The organism is Paenibacillus foliorum (genome assembly GCF_013141765.1).
GTDB classification, from domain to species: Bacteria; Bacillota; Bacilli; order Paenibacillales; family NBRC-103111; genus Paenibacillus_S; species Paenibacillus_S foliorum.
Genome location: NZ_WHOD01000097.1, coordinates 14,911 through 30,652, shown reverse-complemented (window position 1 = coordinate 30,652; position 15,742 = coordinate 14,911). Strand labels below are relative to the sequence as shown.

Sequence of the window (15,742 nt, the reverse complement as noted above, 5' to 3'; positions counted from 1 at the left end):
CCCTAGAATGCAATAAAATAAAGACTACATAGCACCCTCGATATCTTGAATACTACAAGTTGTATCCTTCCAAAAACACATCCCAATTTAGGAATATATATCCTAGTTTGATAAGACGGTCTTGCCTCCCCTGCATTAGTATTACGTTATGTATCACGGTTAGGGCCCTACTCGAGGTACATCATACATGTATGCGTTTTCAATAAGTGAAGCATTAGGTTGCACAAATTAGCTGGATCAGGTTTCACGGGGCATCCTGAGCTTTATGAATCGTCCGATATTTATTAGGAGGCATATTAAGGGAGTCTTTAAAGGCTCGATAAAAAGTGGAAACCGATTCAAACCCTAGCTCAAAACAGATCGATACAATATCTTTTTCCGATTCAACGAGCATTGTTTTAGCCATTTTGATTCGGATATCGGTTAGGTACTGCATCGGAGTCATTTCAAATTGTTTCTTAAAAATATTGTTCAAATATCTGGTGCTGATTCCTTGCTTGGCAGAGATGTCATTGCAGTTAAGAATTTCGAAGTAATGAGTATCAATATAATGACGTATCCGTTCAGCGCGTAAGCCGTTAGCATCCGACGACTGCTGTAATTGTTGAGAGCGTACGAGAACTACAAGAAGCTCCGACAGCATAATTCGGGTCACCAAGATACTCAGTATATTTCCGCTTGCTTGTTCGAACAGCATCTTTCTAAACAGCTGCCTAAGCTCGCTAACGCTAAAAGGATTAGGCCTATGCAATTTGGACTTGTTAAAAAAGACCTGGAGCAGCGCTTCTTGGATAGAAGTATCTAAACTATTGCCATCAAAAGCGAGCACCAGAACCGTCAGCTTCGTATTGGACATTATAGAATGCTTTGAATTCGGAGCAATAACCGCTACATTGTCTTGTGTGTAGGCGGACACCTTTCCATCCAAGGTAATTTTACCTTCGCCTTCCAAAGCATATAGAACTTGATAAAAATGATGATCATGCTCTTTAATTATATCACCATCCGTATGTTTGAATTCATACAAAAGAATTCCCTCGGCTGGCAGGTCGGTCGTTTGTTTGCCCATTTGGAAACCCCTCCGTTACTAATAATTGTTTTATTGCTCATTATATGGTTTTTTACTCAAATTTTTCAAGCTTTTCTATTGGCCAACAACTTTAAAAAAAGGAGTGTTCTCAGCAAAATGCAGTCACAGCCTATTGATGTAATAGTAGTTGGTTCCGGTGCTTGCGGAGGACTCGTAGCCAAGGAGCTATCCGATCATGGATTTTCGGTGATTATGATAGAAAGTGGAAAGCGGTTTCAACCTTCTGTTGATCTGAGTAATTCAGAAGCCAACAGTGGAAAGATCCAATGGACTGAGCCCAGAGTGTATACCGGGAAGCATCAGGTTATCCCCAAATCCGGCATGGGCGTAGGCGGCGGCACCCTGCCATGGTTGGGCCTAATGCCCCGCTTCCATCAAGCGGATTTCAAAACCTATTCCTCAGAAGGAGTAGGTGAGGATTGGCCCCTTACTTACGATGATCTTGCACCGTACTACTTGAAAATCGAACGGGATTTCGGCGTAGCTGGAGATTGCGGCCCCTTCTCACCCGAATCTTATTCGCTCCCTATGCCAGCTCATCGGATGAGCTGGCATGCCCAAGTATTGGCCGAAGGCGCTCGCAAAGCAGGGGCACATCCCTTTGTTCCTCCTACAGCGATCAACTCTGTTGAATATGATGGCCGTCCTGCTTGTATTTACTGCGGCTGGTGCGGGTCCGGCTGCCCTACCGGAGCTAAGGCAACCAGCCAAGGGACGTACTTGGCCAAAGCCGAAGCAGCCGGAGTCCAGGTGATAAGCGAAGCCTTTGTACATCGCGTCAATTATGATCCTTCGGCTGGCCGAGTAACAGGAGTTGCCTATCTGGATTCGGCTGGCAAAGAACATGAAGTGAGTGCCCGGCTCGTTATTCTGACAGCCCATGCGATGGAGACGCCAAGACTGCTGCTCCTATCCGCTTGCCCCACCTTCCCGGATGGGTTGGCCAATTCTAGCGGAACTGTCGGGAAATATTTGCTCAGCCATCCAACCTGGCAAGTATTCGGTACATTCGATGAACCCATAAACGCCTATAAGGGATTCCAGATGGGGCAGGTTATGGTTCAAGACTATTATAAGCCTAATCCGCGGAATGACTATGCGAGGGGATTTGTGCTTCTATCCTACATGATGACCCCAGTGACCTATGCGAATCTCAGCGGTGATTTTGTAGGTGCTGATTTCAAGCAATTTCTAAGCGACTATTCCCATACAGCCGCCTGGTGGGCCCACGCAGAAGGATTGCCGAGTGAGACTAACACGGTTACCTTGGATCCTCAAGTAAAGGACCATCGGGGTATTCCCGTAGCGCGGCTAACTACCGAGTGGCTAGACAACGATATTAAGGTCGCTGCCGCAGGACGGGATAAAGCTGCTGAGCTGATGGAAGCCTCAGGTGCCCGTAAAGTAAGAGTTGGCCTGAATTATGGTGCTCATGCGATGGGAACCTGTCGAATGGGCAACAACCCAGCTTCCTCTGTAGTTAACGAATACTGCCAATCACATGATATCAAAAATTTGTTTATCTGTGATACGAGTGTTTTCGTAACGGGCAGTGGACTGAATCCTACTCTGACAGCTATGGCTATAGCCAGCCGTGCTGTGGATTACATTGCCACTATTTCGCAGCAAGGGGAGCTATAAGATCAGTACACCAAATTTAACCATGTACGATACGCTCTATATCGGAGGTGATTCAGATGAGCTTTACCCTAACCAATGAACAGATCGAAATACTTACGCTTCTAGCAAACGGCGTCATCCCGGCGGATGAAACGGATCTTGGTGCAGCCGAGGTCCAAGCAGGTCCCGTCATTGCCTCAAGAATAAATAATGGCAGCATTCATAGTCATGTTTATTTGCAAGGAATCGAAGCGGCATCTGACCTGGCTCAAGATCTTTATGGCTGCACGCCGAATCTTATGAACGCGGAGCAAATCTATGAGGTGTTGCTTGAATTGAGGACTCTTACTCCTCCGTTCTATAAGCAGCTTAGGCTGGATGTTTCTGCCCTGTATTTGAGTGACCCTGCGGTTTGGGAGCGGATCGGATTTCCTGGCCCTTCCTCAGATAAAGGTGGATATCCCGACTTCGACCAACCCCAGCATAAGCTCAAAACTCAAGGTAAATAGTCAGTAAAAAACTAATCTAAAATACCAGGAGGATATCTATGAAAAGAAAACCGGCATACCAATGGTTAACCCTCGTTATAGTCCTTTCTTTGATGGGCACACTTCTTGCAGGCTGCGCTGGAGGGGGCAAGAACGAACAAGCATCAACCGCTCCCAAGGACGGCAACAAATCCAAAAAAGCCTATAAAATCGCACTAAGCAATTCATTTACCGGTAATTCATGGCGTTCGGAAATGCTGAAGGTTTTTGAAGCTTATGCTCAACAAAAAAAAGATAAGGGCGAGATCAGTGAATTTTTTGCATCAAGCTCAGGGAATGATCCGCAAGCCCAAATCAATGAAATCCGCAATATGATGTCAAAAGGCTATGATGCCATTCTGGTTGACGCTTCTTCACCGACTGCGCTCGCCCCCGTTTTAGGTGAAGCTGTAGATCGGGGAATCGTGGTCGTCGCTTTCGATAACACGGTCGATTCCAACAAAATTTATAATGTGAACACCGACCAAGTCGAATTTGGAAGAGTGCAAGCGAAATGGCTTATGGAACAAATGGGCGGAAAAGGCAACATTCTCATGATTAAAGGTATAGAGGGCATTACGATTGACCGTGACCGAGATAAAGGACATCGGGAAGTGCTGGCTAAATATCCGAATGTCAAAATCCTTCAAGAAGGCTTCGGCAACTATGACGACGCGACCACATCGGTCATCATCAATAACATGCTTTCCGCCCACAAGGCAACAGGCATACAAGGTATTCTAACCCAAGGCGGCGGAGAAAATGCTATCGTGGAAGCGTTGAAGCAGCATAAGCTAGACCCTGCTTCCATTCCCCTTACTGGCGAAATGCTCAATGGACTTTTCCGACACGTGAAGGAGAGCAAGGTAAAAGCGATTGCCGCAGGCCAGCCTCCCTACTTAAGCGCAGCCGCACTGGATGTTGCACTCAAGGTGCTAAAAGGAGAGAAGACGGAAAAAACAACTATCATCCCTCTCCCCTTCGACGATTATAAAAATGTGGATAAATGGTATGCGCCTGGCCAACCGGATAACTTCTATGTCGACTGGACCGATCCCGCCAACAGCTACAATCTAAAAATCGAACAAATTTTACAAAAATAATGAATACAGGTTAAGGAAGGTGCAGATAAATGTCGCTAATTTCAAGCAACGATCTACCTGCAGCCACCCCGGCGGAAGTCTTAATTGAGGTTTCCGGAGTAAGCAAAAGCTACGGCGGGGTTAAAGCGTTAATCGATTGTGACTTCTCATGTAAGAGAGGCGAGGTGCATGCACTTCTGGGTGAAAATGGCGCAGGAAAAAGCACATTGGTCAAAATATTGTGCGGTGTTGTGAAACCCGATTCCGGCATGATTCGCTTCAAAGGACAGGAGGCGCAAATCCACTCTCCAGTGGATGCCTCCCACAAAGGAATTGTTGCCGTATTCCAGGAGCTTTCGCTTATACCTGATCTTTCTGTTGCGGAAAATGTATATCTGGGACATGAGCCCTTAACCAAATGGGGTCTTATCGATTTTAGACAAATGAATGAAAAGACTGAGCAGCTATTGCAAAATCTCGGGTTGCATATTCCATGTGATAGCTTGGTGCGCGATTTATCATTATCCGAGCGTCAGCTATTGGAAATTGCCAAAGCATTATCCCGCGACCCGGAAATCATCATTTTGGATGAAGCTACATCCGCACTTGGCCAACAAGAAGTGGAGCTTCTGTTTAGTATCATAAAACGCCTGACCGCCCAAGGTATGACGGCCATTTTCATCTCCCATCGAATGGATGAATTGGCGAAAATCGCTGATAGGGCAACCGTATTTCGTGATGCACGTTACATCACTACCTTCGATTGGGGGACCGTGAGCAACGAACAAATTGTGAACTGGATTGCAGGGCGCACGGTGAAAGAAACCTATCCTGAGAAAAAGCACGTTCATACGGATGATATTGCGCTGGAGGTAGTAAACCTATCGAGTGATCGGAATTTTCAACATATTAACCTTCAGCTTAAAAAAGGTGAAATCGTCGGAATTGCTGGTTTGCAGGGACATGGACAAAGTCAATTTTTACAGGCACTCTTCGGAGCTTGCCCTATTACCAGCGGTGAAGTGAGAGTTGCAGGCGACACCATTGTACTGAGCGGACCCAAATCTGCTATTGATGCTGGGATTGCTCTAGTACCCGAGGATCGAAAAAACGAGGGCCTGCTGCTGACGAGATCCGTCAAAGAGAATTTAACACTAATGACTTTAGGCCACAGACAATCAATGGGCATTATTCGAGCAGATATGGAGGGAACGGAGGTTCAGCGTTTAATCCAGCTCCTAAACATCAAGACCCCCCATCCCGATTTAGAGGTTGGCGGACTAAGCGGAGGGAACCAACAAAAGGTTGTGATCGGCAAGGCGGTAATGACTGAAGCGGCTGTATTGTTGTTGGCCGATCCTACAAGGGGAATCGATATCGGTACGAAAGCGGAAATCTATCAGTTAATGAGAAACCTTGCCGATGATGGGATCTCCCTATTGTTTTATTCTACCGAGCTTCCTGAGTTGGTTGGGGTATGTGATCGCGTTGCTGTTTTTAAGCAGGGACGAATCTCTGCGATGCTTCATGGCAGCAGTATTACTGAGCATCATATCATCAACGCCGCACTTGGCATATCGCAGGAGGTGAATCCTTAATAATGTTGCCCACATCTAGTCGCAAGCGCAGCGGCATCTTTGTAAAACGGAATAAAGAGGCCATGATGGCCTTTTTGATCTTGCTCATTATCCTTATCCTATTTGCGGTAAACCAAAATGACTTCTTTACGCGCTTTGGACCCCAATCCATCTTCAACCAAGTCATTACTCTTTCAGTTGCTTCATTAGCCCAAACGATCGTGGTATTAATCGGGGGTATCGATCTTTCTATCGGCGCTATGATCGGATTAACGAACTCTATTGCTGCAACTATCATGGATCCGGTTGTGACAGCTGTAGGAAACGAATGGTTAGGCATCATCCTTACTAATTTAATAGTGCTTGCTATCGGAGGAATGGCGGGTCTCATTAACGGAGTCATTATTGTGTATGGTAGACTGCAGCCCATTATTGTGACGCTGGCTACCGCTTCCATATTCGGCGGCATTGCTTTGTACATTCGGCCTACCTCCGGTGGCAAAGTGCCCGAAGTGTACAGCTCTCTACTGACAGGCCGGGTATTTACCTATATCCCGATCTCTGCTGTCGTTATGGCGGTTTTCATTGTATGCATCTGGGTACCTCTAAGACGGTCCAGATTGGGTCAATCCTTCTACGCGATTGGCGGAAATGAATATTCGGCTTTCGTTTCAGGTATCCGAATCAATCGAACGAAGCTATGGGCTTATACCTTGTCCGGCTTATTCTCCGCATGTGCAGGACTTCTGCTTACGGCTCAAACTGCTTCAGGCGACCCGCTGGGAAGCAGCCTATTTACACTGAATTCCATCGCTGCGGTGGTTCTTGGAGGGACTGCCTTACAGGGTGGGAAGGGAGGCTATCTGGGAGCTGTAGCCGGAGCAGCTATTCTATCCTTAATTTTAGGCTTGTTAATTTTCTGGGGGGTTCCTTCCTTTTACCAAAATGCCGTTCAAGGTCTGATTCTAATTCTCGCTTTAGCCATTGGCATCCTCCAAAGAACAGGAGCAAAAGCTTTATTACGTTTGCGTACAGGATAATAGCAAAGGAGGTTAGCCGTGAAAACGGAAATAATCAAATCGGATTCCTTACGATCCCAGTTATCCATGAGCTCTCTAAAACGATCCGGTATTATGAAAATTTACGCAACCCTATTCCTCCTGTATGCTGTTTCGGGCATGATGCAGCCTCACTTTTTCTCTGTGGATCATGTGATGCAGCTATTGGTCATAGCGTCCTTTTTAGGAATCCTTGCTGTAGGCCAAACCTTGGTTATTTTAACAGGCGGGATCGATCTTTCCGTTGCCTATATGTTAAATTTGGGTGCGGTTCTGATGACTCAGGTTACGATCGAGCATGGCGGCTTTATTGCCCTGCTGGTCATGCTTACGGTTGGTATTATGGTTGGTATTTTAAACGGACTCGGTGTTGCCTATTTGAACATCTCTCCCATCATAATGACACTTGCTATGAGCAGTATTCTGAAAAGTATTACCTATGTTTATTCGAACGGCAATCCCAAGGGAGCGTCACCGGAGTGGCTGCGCTATTTGGGTACCGGTACTTTTATGGGCATCAAGATAGCCGTTTTGGTATGGATCGTCCTCTCCATTGTGGTGATCCTGCTGCTATCCAGAAGTACATTCGGTCGAAAGCTCTATGCCATTGGAACAAATGCTAACGTTGCCTATTTATCAGGGATTAGAACCAAGCGAATGACCATCCTTGTGTATATGCTAAGCGGGCTTTTTGCAGTGTTGGCGGGCATGATGTCCGTTGGATTCTACGGTCGTTCCTTCTTGGGAATGGGAGATACGCTGCTGCTGCCTTCTATTGCTGCCGTTGTTATCGGAGGTACATCGATTATGGGAGGACGCGGCGGTTATGCCGGCACCATCGCAGGAGCCGTTATTATTTATGTGTTAATGAGTATTTTGACGGTAATTGAAATTAATGATGCAGGACGGCAAATCATTTACGGTCTTGTCATTCTTATAGTGTTGTTCATGTATGGCCGAGGAAAAAGCGCTAAGGCTTAACCCGGCAGTATTTCATAAAACTAGGAGGGCTCAGTATGGAAATAAATAAAAAAGGTATGGATTGTTTGCATTTTATCAACGGAGCCTATGTAAGTTCTCAGGAGCCTGGGACGTTTGACAACATCAATCCCGCTTCAGAGGAAGTAATCGGCCAAATAGAGGACGGTGGAAAAGCGGATGTCGATTTGGCTGTTAAGGCCGCTAAGGCAGCCTTTGATAATGGCTGGAAGCACTCCAAAATCAGTGAACGAGCTGCGATTCTGCGAAAAATTGGCGATCTTATCCTGGAAAGAAAAGATGAACTGGCCATGCTGGAAACGATGGATACAGGAAAACCGTTGTGGCTATCCACTAATGTGGATATACCTCGGTCTGCCGGCAGCTATCATTTCTATGCAAATTTCATATCAACTATGGGAACGGAAGCCTATCCTATGGAAGTAGGCGCGATGAACTTTGTAGTCCGGCGTCCGCTTGGGGTCGTAGGAATGATCAATCCATGGAACTTGCCCCTCCTGCTGCTTAGCGCCAAGCTCGCTCCTTGTCTAGCCATGGGCAACACAGTCGTGTTGAAGCCTGCACGTTGGACGCCGATGACCGCAACCCTTCTTGGAGAAATCTGCAAGGAAGCCGGCTTGCCCGATGGTGTTATCAATATTGTTAACGGCGCTGGGCGCAGTGTGGGAGAAGCGATAGCTGAGCATCCAGATATTAGAGCCATTGCTTTCACCGGTGAAACCTCAACCGGTAAAAGCATTATGAGGGCTGGAGCAGCCAATTTGAAACGGCTTTCGTTCGAGCTAGGCGGAAAAAATCCAAACATCATTTTTGCTGATTGTGATCTGGACGAAGTGGTGGAAACGTCCTTGCGAAGCAGCTTTATTAACCAAGGCGCCGTATGCTTGTGCGGCTCCAGAATTTATGTGCAGCGCCCGATTTATGAACAATTTGTTCAGAAATTCGTCGCTAGAACTCGTCAACAAATCGTTGGCGATCCGCTTCAACCGAATACGAACGTGGGCGCTCTGATCAGCAAGCAGCATTATGAACGTGTACTTGAGTATATAGAGCTAGCCAGACAGGAAGGCGGCATCATAGAGACGGGCGGTAAACGTGCGGAAGGCCAGGATCGTGGGTACTATGTCGAGCCCACCATCATCACGGGAGTCGATCGGAATTGTCGCGTTGTAAACGAGGAGATTTTTGGACCGGTGGTAACTATTCAACCTTTTGATACCGAAGAGGAAGTCATTCAATATGCCAATGGAACCCATTATGGACTAAGCGCATCCGTATGGACCAAAGACAGCAGCCGAGCGTTCCGTGTGGCGCAGCAAATCGAAGCTGGTCTCACCTGGATCAACACTTGGTTTCTCCGAGACCCAAGAACCCCATACGGAGGAGAGAAGCAAAGCGGTATTGGGCGTCAAGGCGGCATGTTCAGCTTGGACTTTTATAGCGAAGTCTCCACCATCTGCATTAAATATTAAGTATATTAATAGAAGCCCCTCCAAAAGCGAGGGGCTTCTTATTGAGTCCATTAATCTTCATTTCCTATTCAGTCTTAAATATCCGCCTCCCAATAAGAAAACTTATATTCCCGTTTTACACAAACAAAATGCGAACGTGCAACATGTCGAATAAAGTACATACGATTCTATGAGTTGTATTCTCTACTTATCGTGAGAACGAGGCTTTTGTAGTAAGATGGCAGCAACCTAAATGATTAAACAAAATTCCTATCCGATAGGTTAATAATGAAGGGGGATATATCGATGAGTACAAAAAAGGAATGCCAGTGTTCTGATTGTGGTAAAAAAGTTGAGTATTTAGTTGACAATGGCATCTGCCAAGAGTGTGCTTTGCCAATAAAGAAGATTAACCAAAAAAAGCCCTCAATCCCGAAGGAAGAGGGCTTGCTTGTCGGATATTATTAGGTGGGCAGCGTGAATGCGTGAATAATATCCCTCGTTAATTCTATCCGTATTCACCAAAAATATGACTCCGAATTTACTCGTCCGTCCTAACACATTTAATCCTCGGACAATACTGCTTCATAGTTCTTTGAAAAGAAAAAACTACCACCTAAACCAATGGAAAAGCGGTTACACGTTTTTTTAAAATCGCAGTCTGAGAATGCCTTCTTCATCTTCCTCTACCTCAAAAGAAAAACGGGGATCCGAAGAAAAACGGAGTCGTTGAAATCGCGAGCAAATCAAAAAGTGCAAGTGAAGTAAATGGGTTGAAAAACGGTGTGAAAGCACTTGTGCTTACCGGCTTCTTATTTAAATGAAGATAAATTCTCCCATTGTCGAACTTTTGCAAAATGCCATCTACTACTTGTCCTTGGCGTGTCATGACGTAAACATGTTTGCCAACGAGGGATTTTACCTGTTTTTTGATAACTGCCATCCCTATACACCTCCGTTCCTAAGACTGGATCGTCTGAAAGATCTGCTGGTTTTTGAAAAAAATACAAAGTACAATGATTAAAAGAATAAATAGAATCAGGAATAGCAAGATCGTAGCAATGCTTGTCATGATAACACCTATAGCGGACGATCCCCGCCTATTCCTTTCATATAAAGTGAATATTATTTGATCATTTTTTGATCACTTGCTTTTCATCATTTGAAGAAAGGATCTGCTGTAAGCAAGATCCTCTTTGAAATTGTTAGATAAATGAACGAGAAACAATGACCAACAAAATGAAAAGTACGAGAATGACACCAGTAGATGTAAACAAACTAGAACAACTACCTGTTCCAACTCCTCCAACTCCAAATCCCATGATTTCAGCCTCCCTTCCGTTTAACCTTCTGCATTTTATGAACAGTTCGTGTTAAAAGATTGGACTGTCCAAAAATTAGACACTTGCTAGAGAAATATGTCGTTACAATTTTGATAGAATTTCATATGATATGATGTGGATCATTCTCCAAGTAATTCACATCCCATAGTTCTCCTTCTAAATAGACGGTTGCATTTATTTCGCCGTCTATTGTTATTAGGGCTAAGGAAAATTTTCCTGATCATAACAACAAAAAAGCCCTCAATCCCGATGAACCGCACCCCCTAATAGACATTAGAAAAAACCCCAGGGTTAATCTAAACTATTTTAGGGGGTGTTTGGCATGGCGACAAAAGGACAGAAGTTAAAAACGTACAGCCAAGAACTGAAGTTGAAAGCTATCAAAATGAAGCTAGAAGGAATGACGAAACGCCAGATTTCAGAAGAGCTTGAGATAGAGGATCATGATCGCGTTAAGATCTGGATGCGTAAGTATAAACAGTTTGGCGAATATGGGCTTATGGACAATAGAGGACGACGTGAAGCGTACAAGGATGAAGACAGGCATCTTCAGAAGCTTACTCGGGAGAATGAGATGCTAAAAAAGTGCTTGGAAATCTGGATGCAGGAGGTACAAAAAGAAGCAGGTTCTACGTCGTAGAACAGATGGCACCTGGTTATACAGTACAAAGGATTTGTGAAGTCATGCAAGTATAAAAATATTGATCTCCTACTTGAAGCTTAATCATGCCCTCTCCCCATAAAATCATAAATATTGCAATGTTCAAGAAACACAACCACAAAAAATGATAATGACCTACATCATGAATAAACAGTGTTACCCTCTCCATAACAAAATAATAAGCCCGTGGGATTCTTTCCCACGGGCTTGTACCGATGCTTTCGGTCACATACAGATTTTAACATATTTGTGCGCAGGATGAAAATAACTCGGATGCTCATTGAGTGATTTTCTTCCCGATTCGATTGTTTCATCGATTCGTGTCACTCCACATTTACTCGAACTGTCATTCATTCATAAGTCGGACAATTAATTTTTTTAACAAATAACCTTTAGTTTACATACAATAATTAAGGGCATTTGACTATTGCAATTTAAAATGGAGGAAAATTAATGAGTAACTCAATCTTGACTCCCAATACTTATGCTGCTCAACCGTATTGGGAGGGACCGACGGTTATGGACGACCGACAAATGATACCTCATCCTATTCTTACGGAGTCTAGACAACTCGCACCGAACCAAATATTAATCACGTATGACCAGCCGACTGATTTAGCATCAGCAACAACAATATCTAATTATTGGATAAGAAGTAATATGACTAAACCCACTGGTATTGCCGATGTTGGAATGGGAGAGGCACTTACGAGAGCAAACGCGATACGGCCTGAAATGGGAATGATAACACCTACTGATAATTCGAGAATGAGATTCATTATGAGATTTAGGGTTAATGCTACCATGGGTGTCCTTTATGTAGTACTCCCTTGTTTTGTTAACTTAGAGGGAAGAACAGGCTACATGGGAGAAAACTGGGGGCCTTTCAGCAGAAATATGTTTATCGGAATGTAAATTGGTTCTTCTTTACCAGAAAGGTTAAGGCAGACTCCCACTGATCATTTTTTTACGTTTGTAGTGACCGCGTGAGCGGCATGGATAGTTGTTGTTCATTAGTAAACATGTAAAGTACAATGATTAAAAGAATAAATAAAATCAAGAAAAGCAAGATCGTACCTATGCTTGTCATTGAGGGTACCTTAGCGGACGCCCCCGCCTACCTTTCTTATATATTCTTTCTTTTGATCACTCATATTCATCATTTAAAGAAAGGATCCTGCTGAAAGCAAGATCCTTTTTGAAATTTAGATAAATGAACGAGAAACAATGACCAACAAAATGAAAAGTACGAGAATCACAGCAGTAGAAGTAAAAAAACTAGCACAGCTACCTACTCCACCAATTCCTCCAACTCCAAGTCCCATAGTGTCCGCCTCCTTCCGCTTTAGCTTCTGCATTTTATGTACATTGGCAATTAGCTGATTGGACGCTTTAAAACAATAGGCCCTTAAAAGCAAGATAGTTCGTTCCCAATTGGTTTGATTACCATACAATGTGATATGGATCATCCGCCAACTGGTCCATCATTCCCCCATAGATCCTTCTGGATAGACGGTTGCAGATATTGCGCCGTCTAAAGATCGTTCCCAGCAAGTCTGCATATTTGGCATTGTTCGTTTGGATGCTTATTGGTTTCGATAATAGGTATCCGTTTTCTCCCAATATCCCCCGCAGCCGGTCATCCAGAATGTCTATATCTCCTGCAGCCAGCTCCGTAGCTTCCCTTCCTCAATCCATATCCATGTGTGAGCTTGCCACGTTCGAAATTGATGGACTTGATTTTCCCCTTTCCCGGTCATCCTTCATTCCCCTGAATATGACCTTGGAGCCTGTGATCTTGTTTTCAGCTCCAACGGGCTTTGTATGATCCGCCAGTATTTCTGCCATTTTGGTCCGAATATACAGAAGATAGCACCCCGCAGCTCCACAAATGTCGAATATCGGTTTGTAGCATCTACCTTACGAACGACTAGTAAGCTTGCTCCTTTGTACTTCAGATCGCTTAACTTAAGGATGAAGTCCTGTGCGATGTTCATGGACTAACCTGATCCTGCTGAACCTTTCAGCAACCGGTACCTGTGACGACTCCTATTGGCTTCGCGGAAAATGGGGTTAAACTGTACTTTGACTGTCGCCATAGTCATCATCCCCATAATCGACAACGACATTAAGCTCTTTGTCCTCGCTGTCTTCGGATTCAATTTATTTGACTTCGATTTTTAACTTCTCAATCCGCAGCCTATGCTCTTCCTTCAGTTCTTCTGGAGGTATGGATCGAAGCATCTCATCGTACTGTTTTATTTTACTTGCAAGCCTGCTCATAGCCTGAGATTGTGCATTGAGTGTTGTTGCTTGACGGTCCCAAGCGAATTGGAATTCATATTCCTCTTCAATGACCACCGGTATCAACTCTTTATCTTTACCGCGGCCTTTTGAATGGACTTCAAACTTCTGCTTTTTGAGCTCCTTGATCATTTCGTCCTTACCGGTTACATGCATTTTAGGAAGAGCTGCAAGAATATTTGTCCAAGCAATGCGGATTTGGTACCACAGCATATCCAGTGGTGTCATATCCTCAGTAGCGTCGAATACTTCAAGATAAGCCTGATCATCCGGTAAGAACTTACGGAACAAGCCATGTTTGACTGCATTTCCATTACCCTGCGGTGCGCTGCCGCCCTTGTTCCCCTTAGCATTTCTATTTCCTCTCGGAGCCCCGCGTTTTGGTTCAGGCAGCTCGTCCCATCGATCCATGCTTTTCCACTTGCGGACCATGGCTGCACTAACTCCTAATTTCTCTGCAATCTCAGCTGGCTTTATCTGCCTGTTGCTTTTAATCCAAAGCTTTACTGCTTTCTCTCGATCAGGACTACGAGCTCTCGACATTTCATTTTCACCACCACCTACGAGGAAATTTTTTTAAATAGAAACTGTGATACAATATAGGCATATCGTTAAATAAGGAGGGATCACCTTGTTAAGAGAATTCTTAAACCAAGATGTAAACATTTACTTTATTGACGGTCAGAATGTGCATGGCGGAAAAATTACAGATATTGATGAGAAATATGTAAAATACGAGTCCGATGTGTATATTAATATCATCCCAATTTCATCAATTAGAAGTGTCCAGTTGCAGACAGGTGAACGAAAAAATGCTACCGCCGTTCGCGGGTTTTCACTATCATAGTCAAGCGAATTGAGAGTCGGGTTTGCCGGCTCTTTTTTTATACACTTTTTATGCAAGGACATTTGTATCAAATACAATATTTTGTGCATATATCTGCGTCTGCTAAGCCGCGTTACTCCGCACTGTTGCTGGGCTCTTGTTGAATATCCATTAAGGCCTTTATGCATCTTTTATGCAGAAATGCGAAAAACCGCATCACTACGCCATTCCTTCAAAATACTAAGGAAGCGTGTTTGCGGTCGTAAACAGACCTTTTCAGGCAAATATTCATCGTATATGCATCCTTCAATAGAAAAGCACCGGTTAGATTGCTTGTTTTGGAGGAGTAACCAACGAAATGATTTCGTCCCTGCTTAAATCTGTTTTTCTGCCAAGCTTTTCCCACACTATTAACATTCTGCGGTACTTTGGCAATACATCCCTATGGGCATTATAACCATTTTTATTATGGAGCTCCTGAAAACGATTAGAATCCTCGATAACAAATCGGCAGAATGAATAATGCTGCGGTTCCTCATTTCCGTCAAATCCTTCGAATTCCACCCGATGCTTTGGAATTTCTTGTTTTTCATCATCTTTCAAATCATCATATGAAAAGTTTATAGCTCTATACATATTAAGAACAGCTACAACCTCTTGGGATATATGTTCGGGTAACTCTTCATCAATTTCGCTAAACAAATCATTGTAATAGTGAGTGTATCCGTTTTGTACTATTTTCAATTTTTCTTCGTAGTAATCCACCTCATCAGGGTTAAGATCCATTAATATTTTATATTGGTTTGATAGAACAAGTCTTTCCACATTGCTTAATTTCATTTTTATCGCCTCCCAACACCAACAATTCGACATTAGGAAAGTATTTCCTTTTTTAGAAGTAGCTTGTTACACCGCTGATTTGAGTTTGAATTCCTATTATTCATCCTAAAATGAGAGAAACTTTATTTTCAAAGCTCCGTATCAATAACGGAGGTGGACATTAATGGAATCGGCTATTATCTTATTGATTACTATAGTTATTGGATTCATCTTGCTTTTATTTAAGGAATTTATTAAAGGTGCATTTTCTGGACTACTCTTCGGCAAGGATAACTTCGAAGTTAGATTTTCAAAATCATCGCTTCTCTTTTACATAAGTATGTCTATAATAATTAGTTCTATTGTTTGGTATTTAAAGAATTGA

General features: G+C 43.7%; 18 protein-coding genes. 11 read left to right on the top strand and 7 right to left on the bottom strand.

The features are described from left to right. Positions 1–244: 244 nt before the first annotated feature. A complete protein-coding gene (locus tag GC093_RS24695) occupies positions 245–1,069 on the bottom strand; it encodes a helix-turn-helix domain-containing protein (protein ID WP_171654576.1) in 825 nt (274 codons plus the stop codon). A 117-nt stretch (positions 1,070–1,186) separates the two neighbouring features. On the opposite strand from GC093_RS24695, the gene GC093_RS24690 reads away from it, so the two are divergent. The 8 genes from GC093_RS24690 (at position 1,187) to GC093_RS24655 (ending at position 9,872) form a co-directional block, all read left to right on the top strand. Then, positions 1,187–2,731 carry a GMC family oxidoreductase gene (locus GC093_RS24690; RefSeq protein WP_171654575.1) on the top strand — a complete coding sequence of 515 codons (1,545 nt, stop codon included), beginning with the start codon at positions 1,187–1,189 and terminating at the stop codon, positions 2,729–2,731. Positions 2,732–2,787: 56 nt separating this feature from the next. Further along, on the top strand, positions 2,788–3,219 hold the full coding sequence (locus GC093_RS24685; protein ID WP_171654574.1) for a gluconate 2-dehydrogenase subunit 3 family protein: 432 nt from the start codon (positions 2,788–2,790) through the stop codon (positions 3,217–3,219). A 38-nt stretch (positions 3,220–3,257) separates the two neighbouring features. Next, entirely contained in the window at positions 3,258–4,340 is a 1,083-nt protein-coding gene (locus GC093_RS24680) for a substrate-binding domain-containing protein (protein WP_171654573.1), read from the top strand. A 29-nt stretch (positions 4,341–4,369) separates the two neighbouring features. Continuing rightward, on the top strand, positions 4,370–5,917 hold the full coding sequence (locus GC093_RS24675) for a sugar ABC transporter ATP-binding protein (RefSeq protein WP_171654572.1): 1,548 nt from the start codon (positions 4,370–4,372) through the stop codon (positions 5,915–5,917). Positions 5,918–5,919: 2 nt separating this feature from the next. After that, the gene (locus GC093_RS24670; RefSeq protein WP_171654571.1) at positions 5,920–6,936 is read left to right on the top strand and encodes an ABC transporter permease; all 1,017 of its coding nucleotides are present in this window, start codon (positions 5,920–5,922) and stop codon (positions 6,934–6,936) included. A gap of 18 nt (positions 6,937–6,954) precedes the next feature. Then, positions 6,955–7,935: an ABC transporter permease gene (locus GC093_RS24665; protein WP_171654570.1), complete on the top strand. Its 981-nt coding sequence runs from the start codon at positions 6,955–6,957 to the stop codon at positions 7,933–7,935. Between the two features lie 35 nt (positions 7,936–7,970). After that, positions 7,971–9,425 carry an aldehyde dehydrogenase gene (locus tag GC093_RS24660; RefSeq protein ID WP_171654569.1) on the top strand — a complete coding sequence of 485 codons (1,455 nt, stop codon included), beginning with the start codon at positions 7,971–7,973 and terminating at the stop codon, positions 9,423–9,425. Positions 9,426–9,710: 285 nt separating this feature from the next. Continuing rightward, a complete protein-coding gene (locus GC093_RS24655) occupies positions 9,711–9,872 on the top strand; it encodes a hypothetical protein (protein ID WP_171654568.1) in 162 nt (53 codons plus the stop codon). 223 nt (positions 9,873–10,095) lie between these two features. On the opposite strand, the gene GC093_RS24650 is transcribed toward GC093_RS24655, so the two are convergent. Both GC093_RS24650 and GC093_RS36125 read right to left on the bottom strand, forming a co-directional pair. After that, positions 10,096–10,347, bottom strand: coding sequence for a 50S ribosomal protein L33 (locus GC093_RS24650; RefSeq protein WP_171654567.1), 252 nt, complete (start codon positions 10,345–10,347; stop codon positions 10,096–10,098). 262 nt (positions 10,348–10,609) lie between these two features. Further along, positions 10,610–10,726, bottom strand: a complete 117-nt coding sequence (locus GC093_RS36125) for a YjcZ family sporulation protein (RefSeq protein WP_246315226.1) — start codon at positions 10,724–10,726, stop codon at positions 10,610–10,612. Between the two features lie 343 nt (positions 10,727–11,069). Here GC093_RS36125 and GC093_RS36120 point away from each other — a divergent pair, with 343 nt between their 5' ends. Both GC093_RS36120 and GC093_RS24640 read left to right on the top strand, forming a co-directional pair. Continuing rightward, complete coding sequence (locus GC093_RS36120) at positions 11,070–11,387, top strand: helix-turn-helix domain-containing protein (protein ID WP_246315223.1); 318 nt, start codon at positions 11,070–11,072, stop codon at positions 11,385–11,387. Positions 11,388–11,861: 474 nt separating this feature from the next. Further along, the gene (locus tag GC093_RS24640; RefSeq protein WP_312886603.1) at positions 11,862–12,323 is read left to right on the top strand and encodes a hypothetical protein; all 462 of its coding nucleotides are present in this window, start codon (positions 11,862–11,864) and stop codon (positions 12,321–12,323) included. A gap of 290 nt (positions 12,324–12,613) precedes the next feature. Here GC093_RS24640 and GC093_RS24635 read toward each other — a convergent pair whose 3' ends face one another. The 3 genes from GC093_RS24635 to terS form a co-directional block, all read right to left on the bottom strand. Next, positions 12,614–12,733 carry a YjcZ family sporulation protein gene (locus tag GC093_RS24635; RefSeq protein ID WP_171654566.1) on the bottom strand — a complete coding sequence of 40 codons (120 nt, stop codon included), beginning with the start codon at positions 12,731–12,733 and terminating at the stop codon, positions 12,614–12,616. A 438-nt stretch (positions 12,734–13,171) separates the two neighbouring features. Further along, positions 13,172–13,405 carry a hypothetical protein gene (locus tag GC093_RS35555; RefSeq protein ID WP_216624796.1) on the bottom strand — a complete coding sequence of 78 codons (234 nt, stop codon included), beginning with the start codon at positions 13,403–13,405 and terminating at the stop codon, positions 13,172–13,174. Between the two features lie 166 nt (positions 13,406–13,571). After that, on the bottom strand, positions 13,572–14,255 hold the full coding sequence (terS, locus tag GC093_RS24625) for a phage terminase small subunit (protein ID WP_171654565.1): 684 nt from the start codon (positions 14,253–14,255) through the stop codon (positions 13,572–13,574). Positions 14,256–14,343: 88 nt separating this feature from the next. Between terS and GC093_RS24620 the strand changes: the two genes are divergently transcribed. Continuing rightward, positions 14,344–14,559 (top strand): hypothetical protein, encoded by a 216-nt coding sequence (locus tag GC093_RS24620; RefSeq protein ID WP_171654564.1) that lies wholly within the window; start codon positions 14,344–14,346, stop codon positions 14,557–14,559. Between the two features lie 303 nt (positions 14,560–14,862). Here the strand turns inward: GC093_RS24620 and GC093_RS24615 are convergent, their stop codons facing one another. After that, entirely contained in the window at positions 14,863–15,378 is a 516-nt protein-coding gene (locus GC093_RS24615; protein WP_171654563.1) for a YfbU family protein, read from the bottom strand. Between the last annotated feature and the right edge of the window lie 364 nt (positions 15,379–15,742).

Coding starts and splice junctions, on each gene's coding strand:
- GC093_RS24695 (WP_171654576.1), bottom strand. CDS start 1,069: ATGGGCAAACAAACGACCGACCTGCCAGCCGAGGGAATTCTTTTGTAT.
- GC093_RS24690 (WP_171654575.1), top strand. CDS start 1,187: ATGCAGTCACAGCCTATTGATGTAATAGTAGTTGGTTCCGGTGCTTGC.
- GC093_RS24685 (WP_171654574.1), top strand. CDS start 2,788: ATGAGCTTTACCCTAACCAATGAACAGATCGAAATACTTACGCTTCTA.
- GC093_RS24680 (WP_171654573.1), top strand. CDS start 3,258: ATGAAAAGAAAACCGGCATACCAATGGTTAACCCTCGTTATAGTCCTT.
- GC093_RS24675 (WP_171654572.1), top strand. CDS start 4,370: ATGTCGCTAATTTCAAGCAACGATCTACCTGCAGCCACCCCGGCGGAA.
- GC093_RS24670 (WP_171654571.1), top strand. CDS start 5,920: ATGTTGCCCACATCTAGTCGCAAGCGCAGCGGCATCTTTGTAAAACGG.
- GC093_RS24660 (WP_171654569.1), top strand. CDS start 7,971: ATGGAAATAAATAAAAAAGGTATGGATTGTTTGCATTTTATCAACGGA.
- GC093_RS24655 (WP_171654568.1), top strand. CDS start 9,711: ATGAGTACAAAAAAGGAATGCCAGTGTTCTGATTGTGGTAAAAAAGTT.
- GC093_RS24650 (WP_171654567.1), bottom strand. CDS start 10,347: ATGGCAGTTATCAAAAAACAGGTAAAATCCCTCGTTGGCAAACATGTT.
- GC093_RS36125 (WP_246315226.1), bottom strand. CDS start 10,726: ATGGGATTTGGAGTTGGAGGAGTTGGAACAGGTAGTTGTTCTAGTTTG.
- GC093_RS36120 (WP_246315223.1), top strand. CDS start 11,070: ATGGCGACAAAAGGACAGAAGTTAAAAACGTACAGCCAAGAACTGAAG.
- GC093_RS24640 (WP_312886603.1), top strand. CDS start 11,862: ATGAGTAACTCAATCTTGACTCCCAATACTTATGCTGCTCAACCGTAT.
- GC093_RS24635 (WP_171654566.1), bottom strand. CDS start 12,733: ATGGGACTTGGAGTTGGAGGAATTGGTGGAGTAGGTAGCTGTGCTAGT.
- GC093_RS35555 (WP_216624796.1), bottom strand. CDS start 13,405: ATGAACATCGCACAGGACTTCATCCTTAAGTTAAGCGATCTGAAGTAC.
- terS (WP_171654565.1), bottom strand. CDS start 14,255: ATGTCGAGAGCTCGTAGTCCTGATCGAGAGAAAGCAGTAAAGCTTTGG.
- GC093_RS24615 (WP_171654563.1), bottom strand. CDS start 15,378: ATGAAATTAAGCAATGTGGAAAGACTTGTTCTATCAAACCAATATAAA.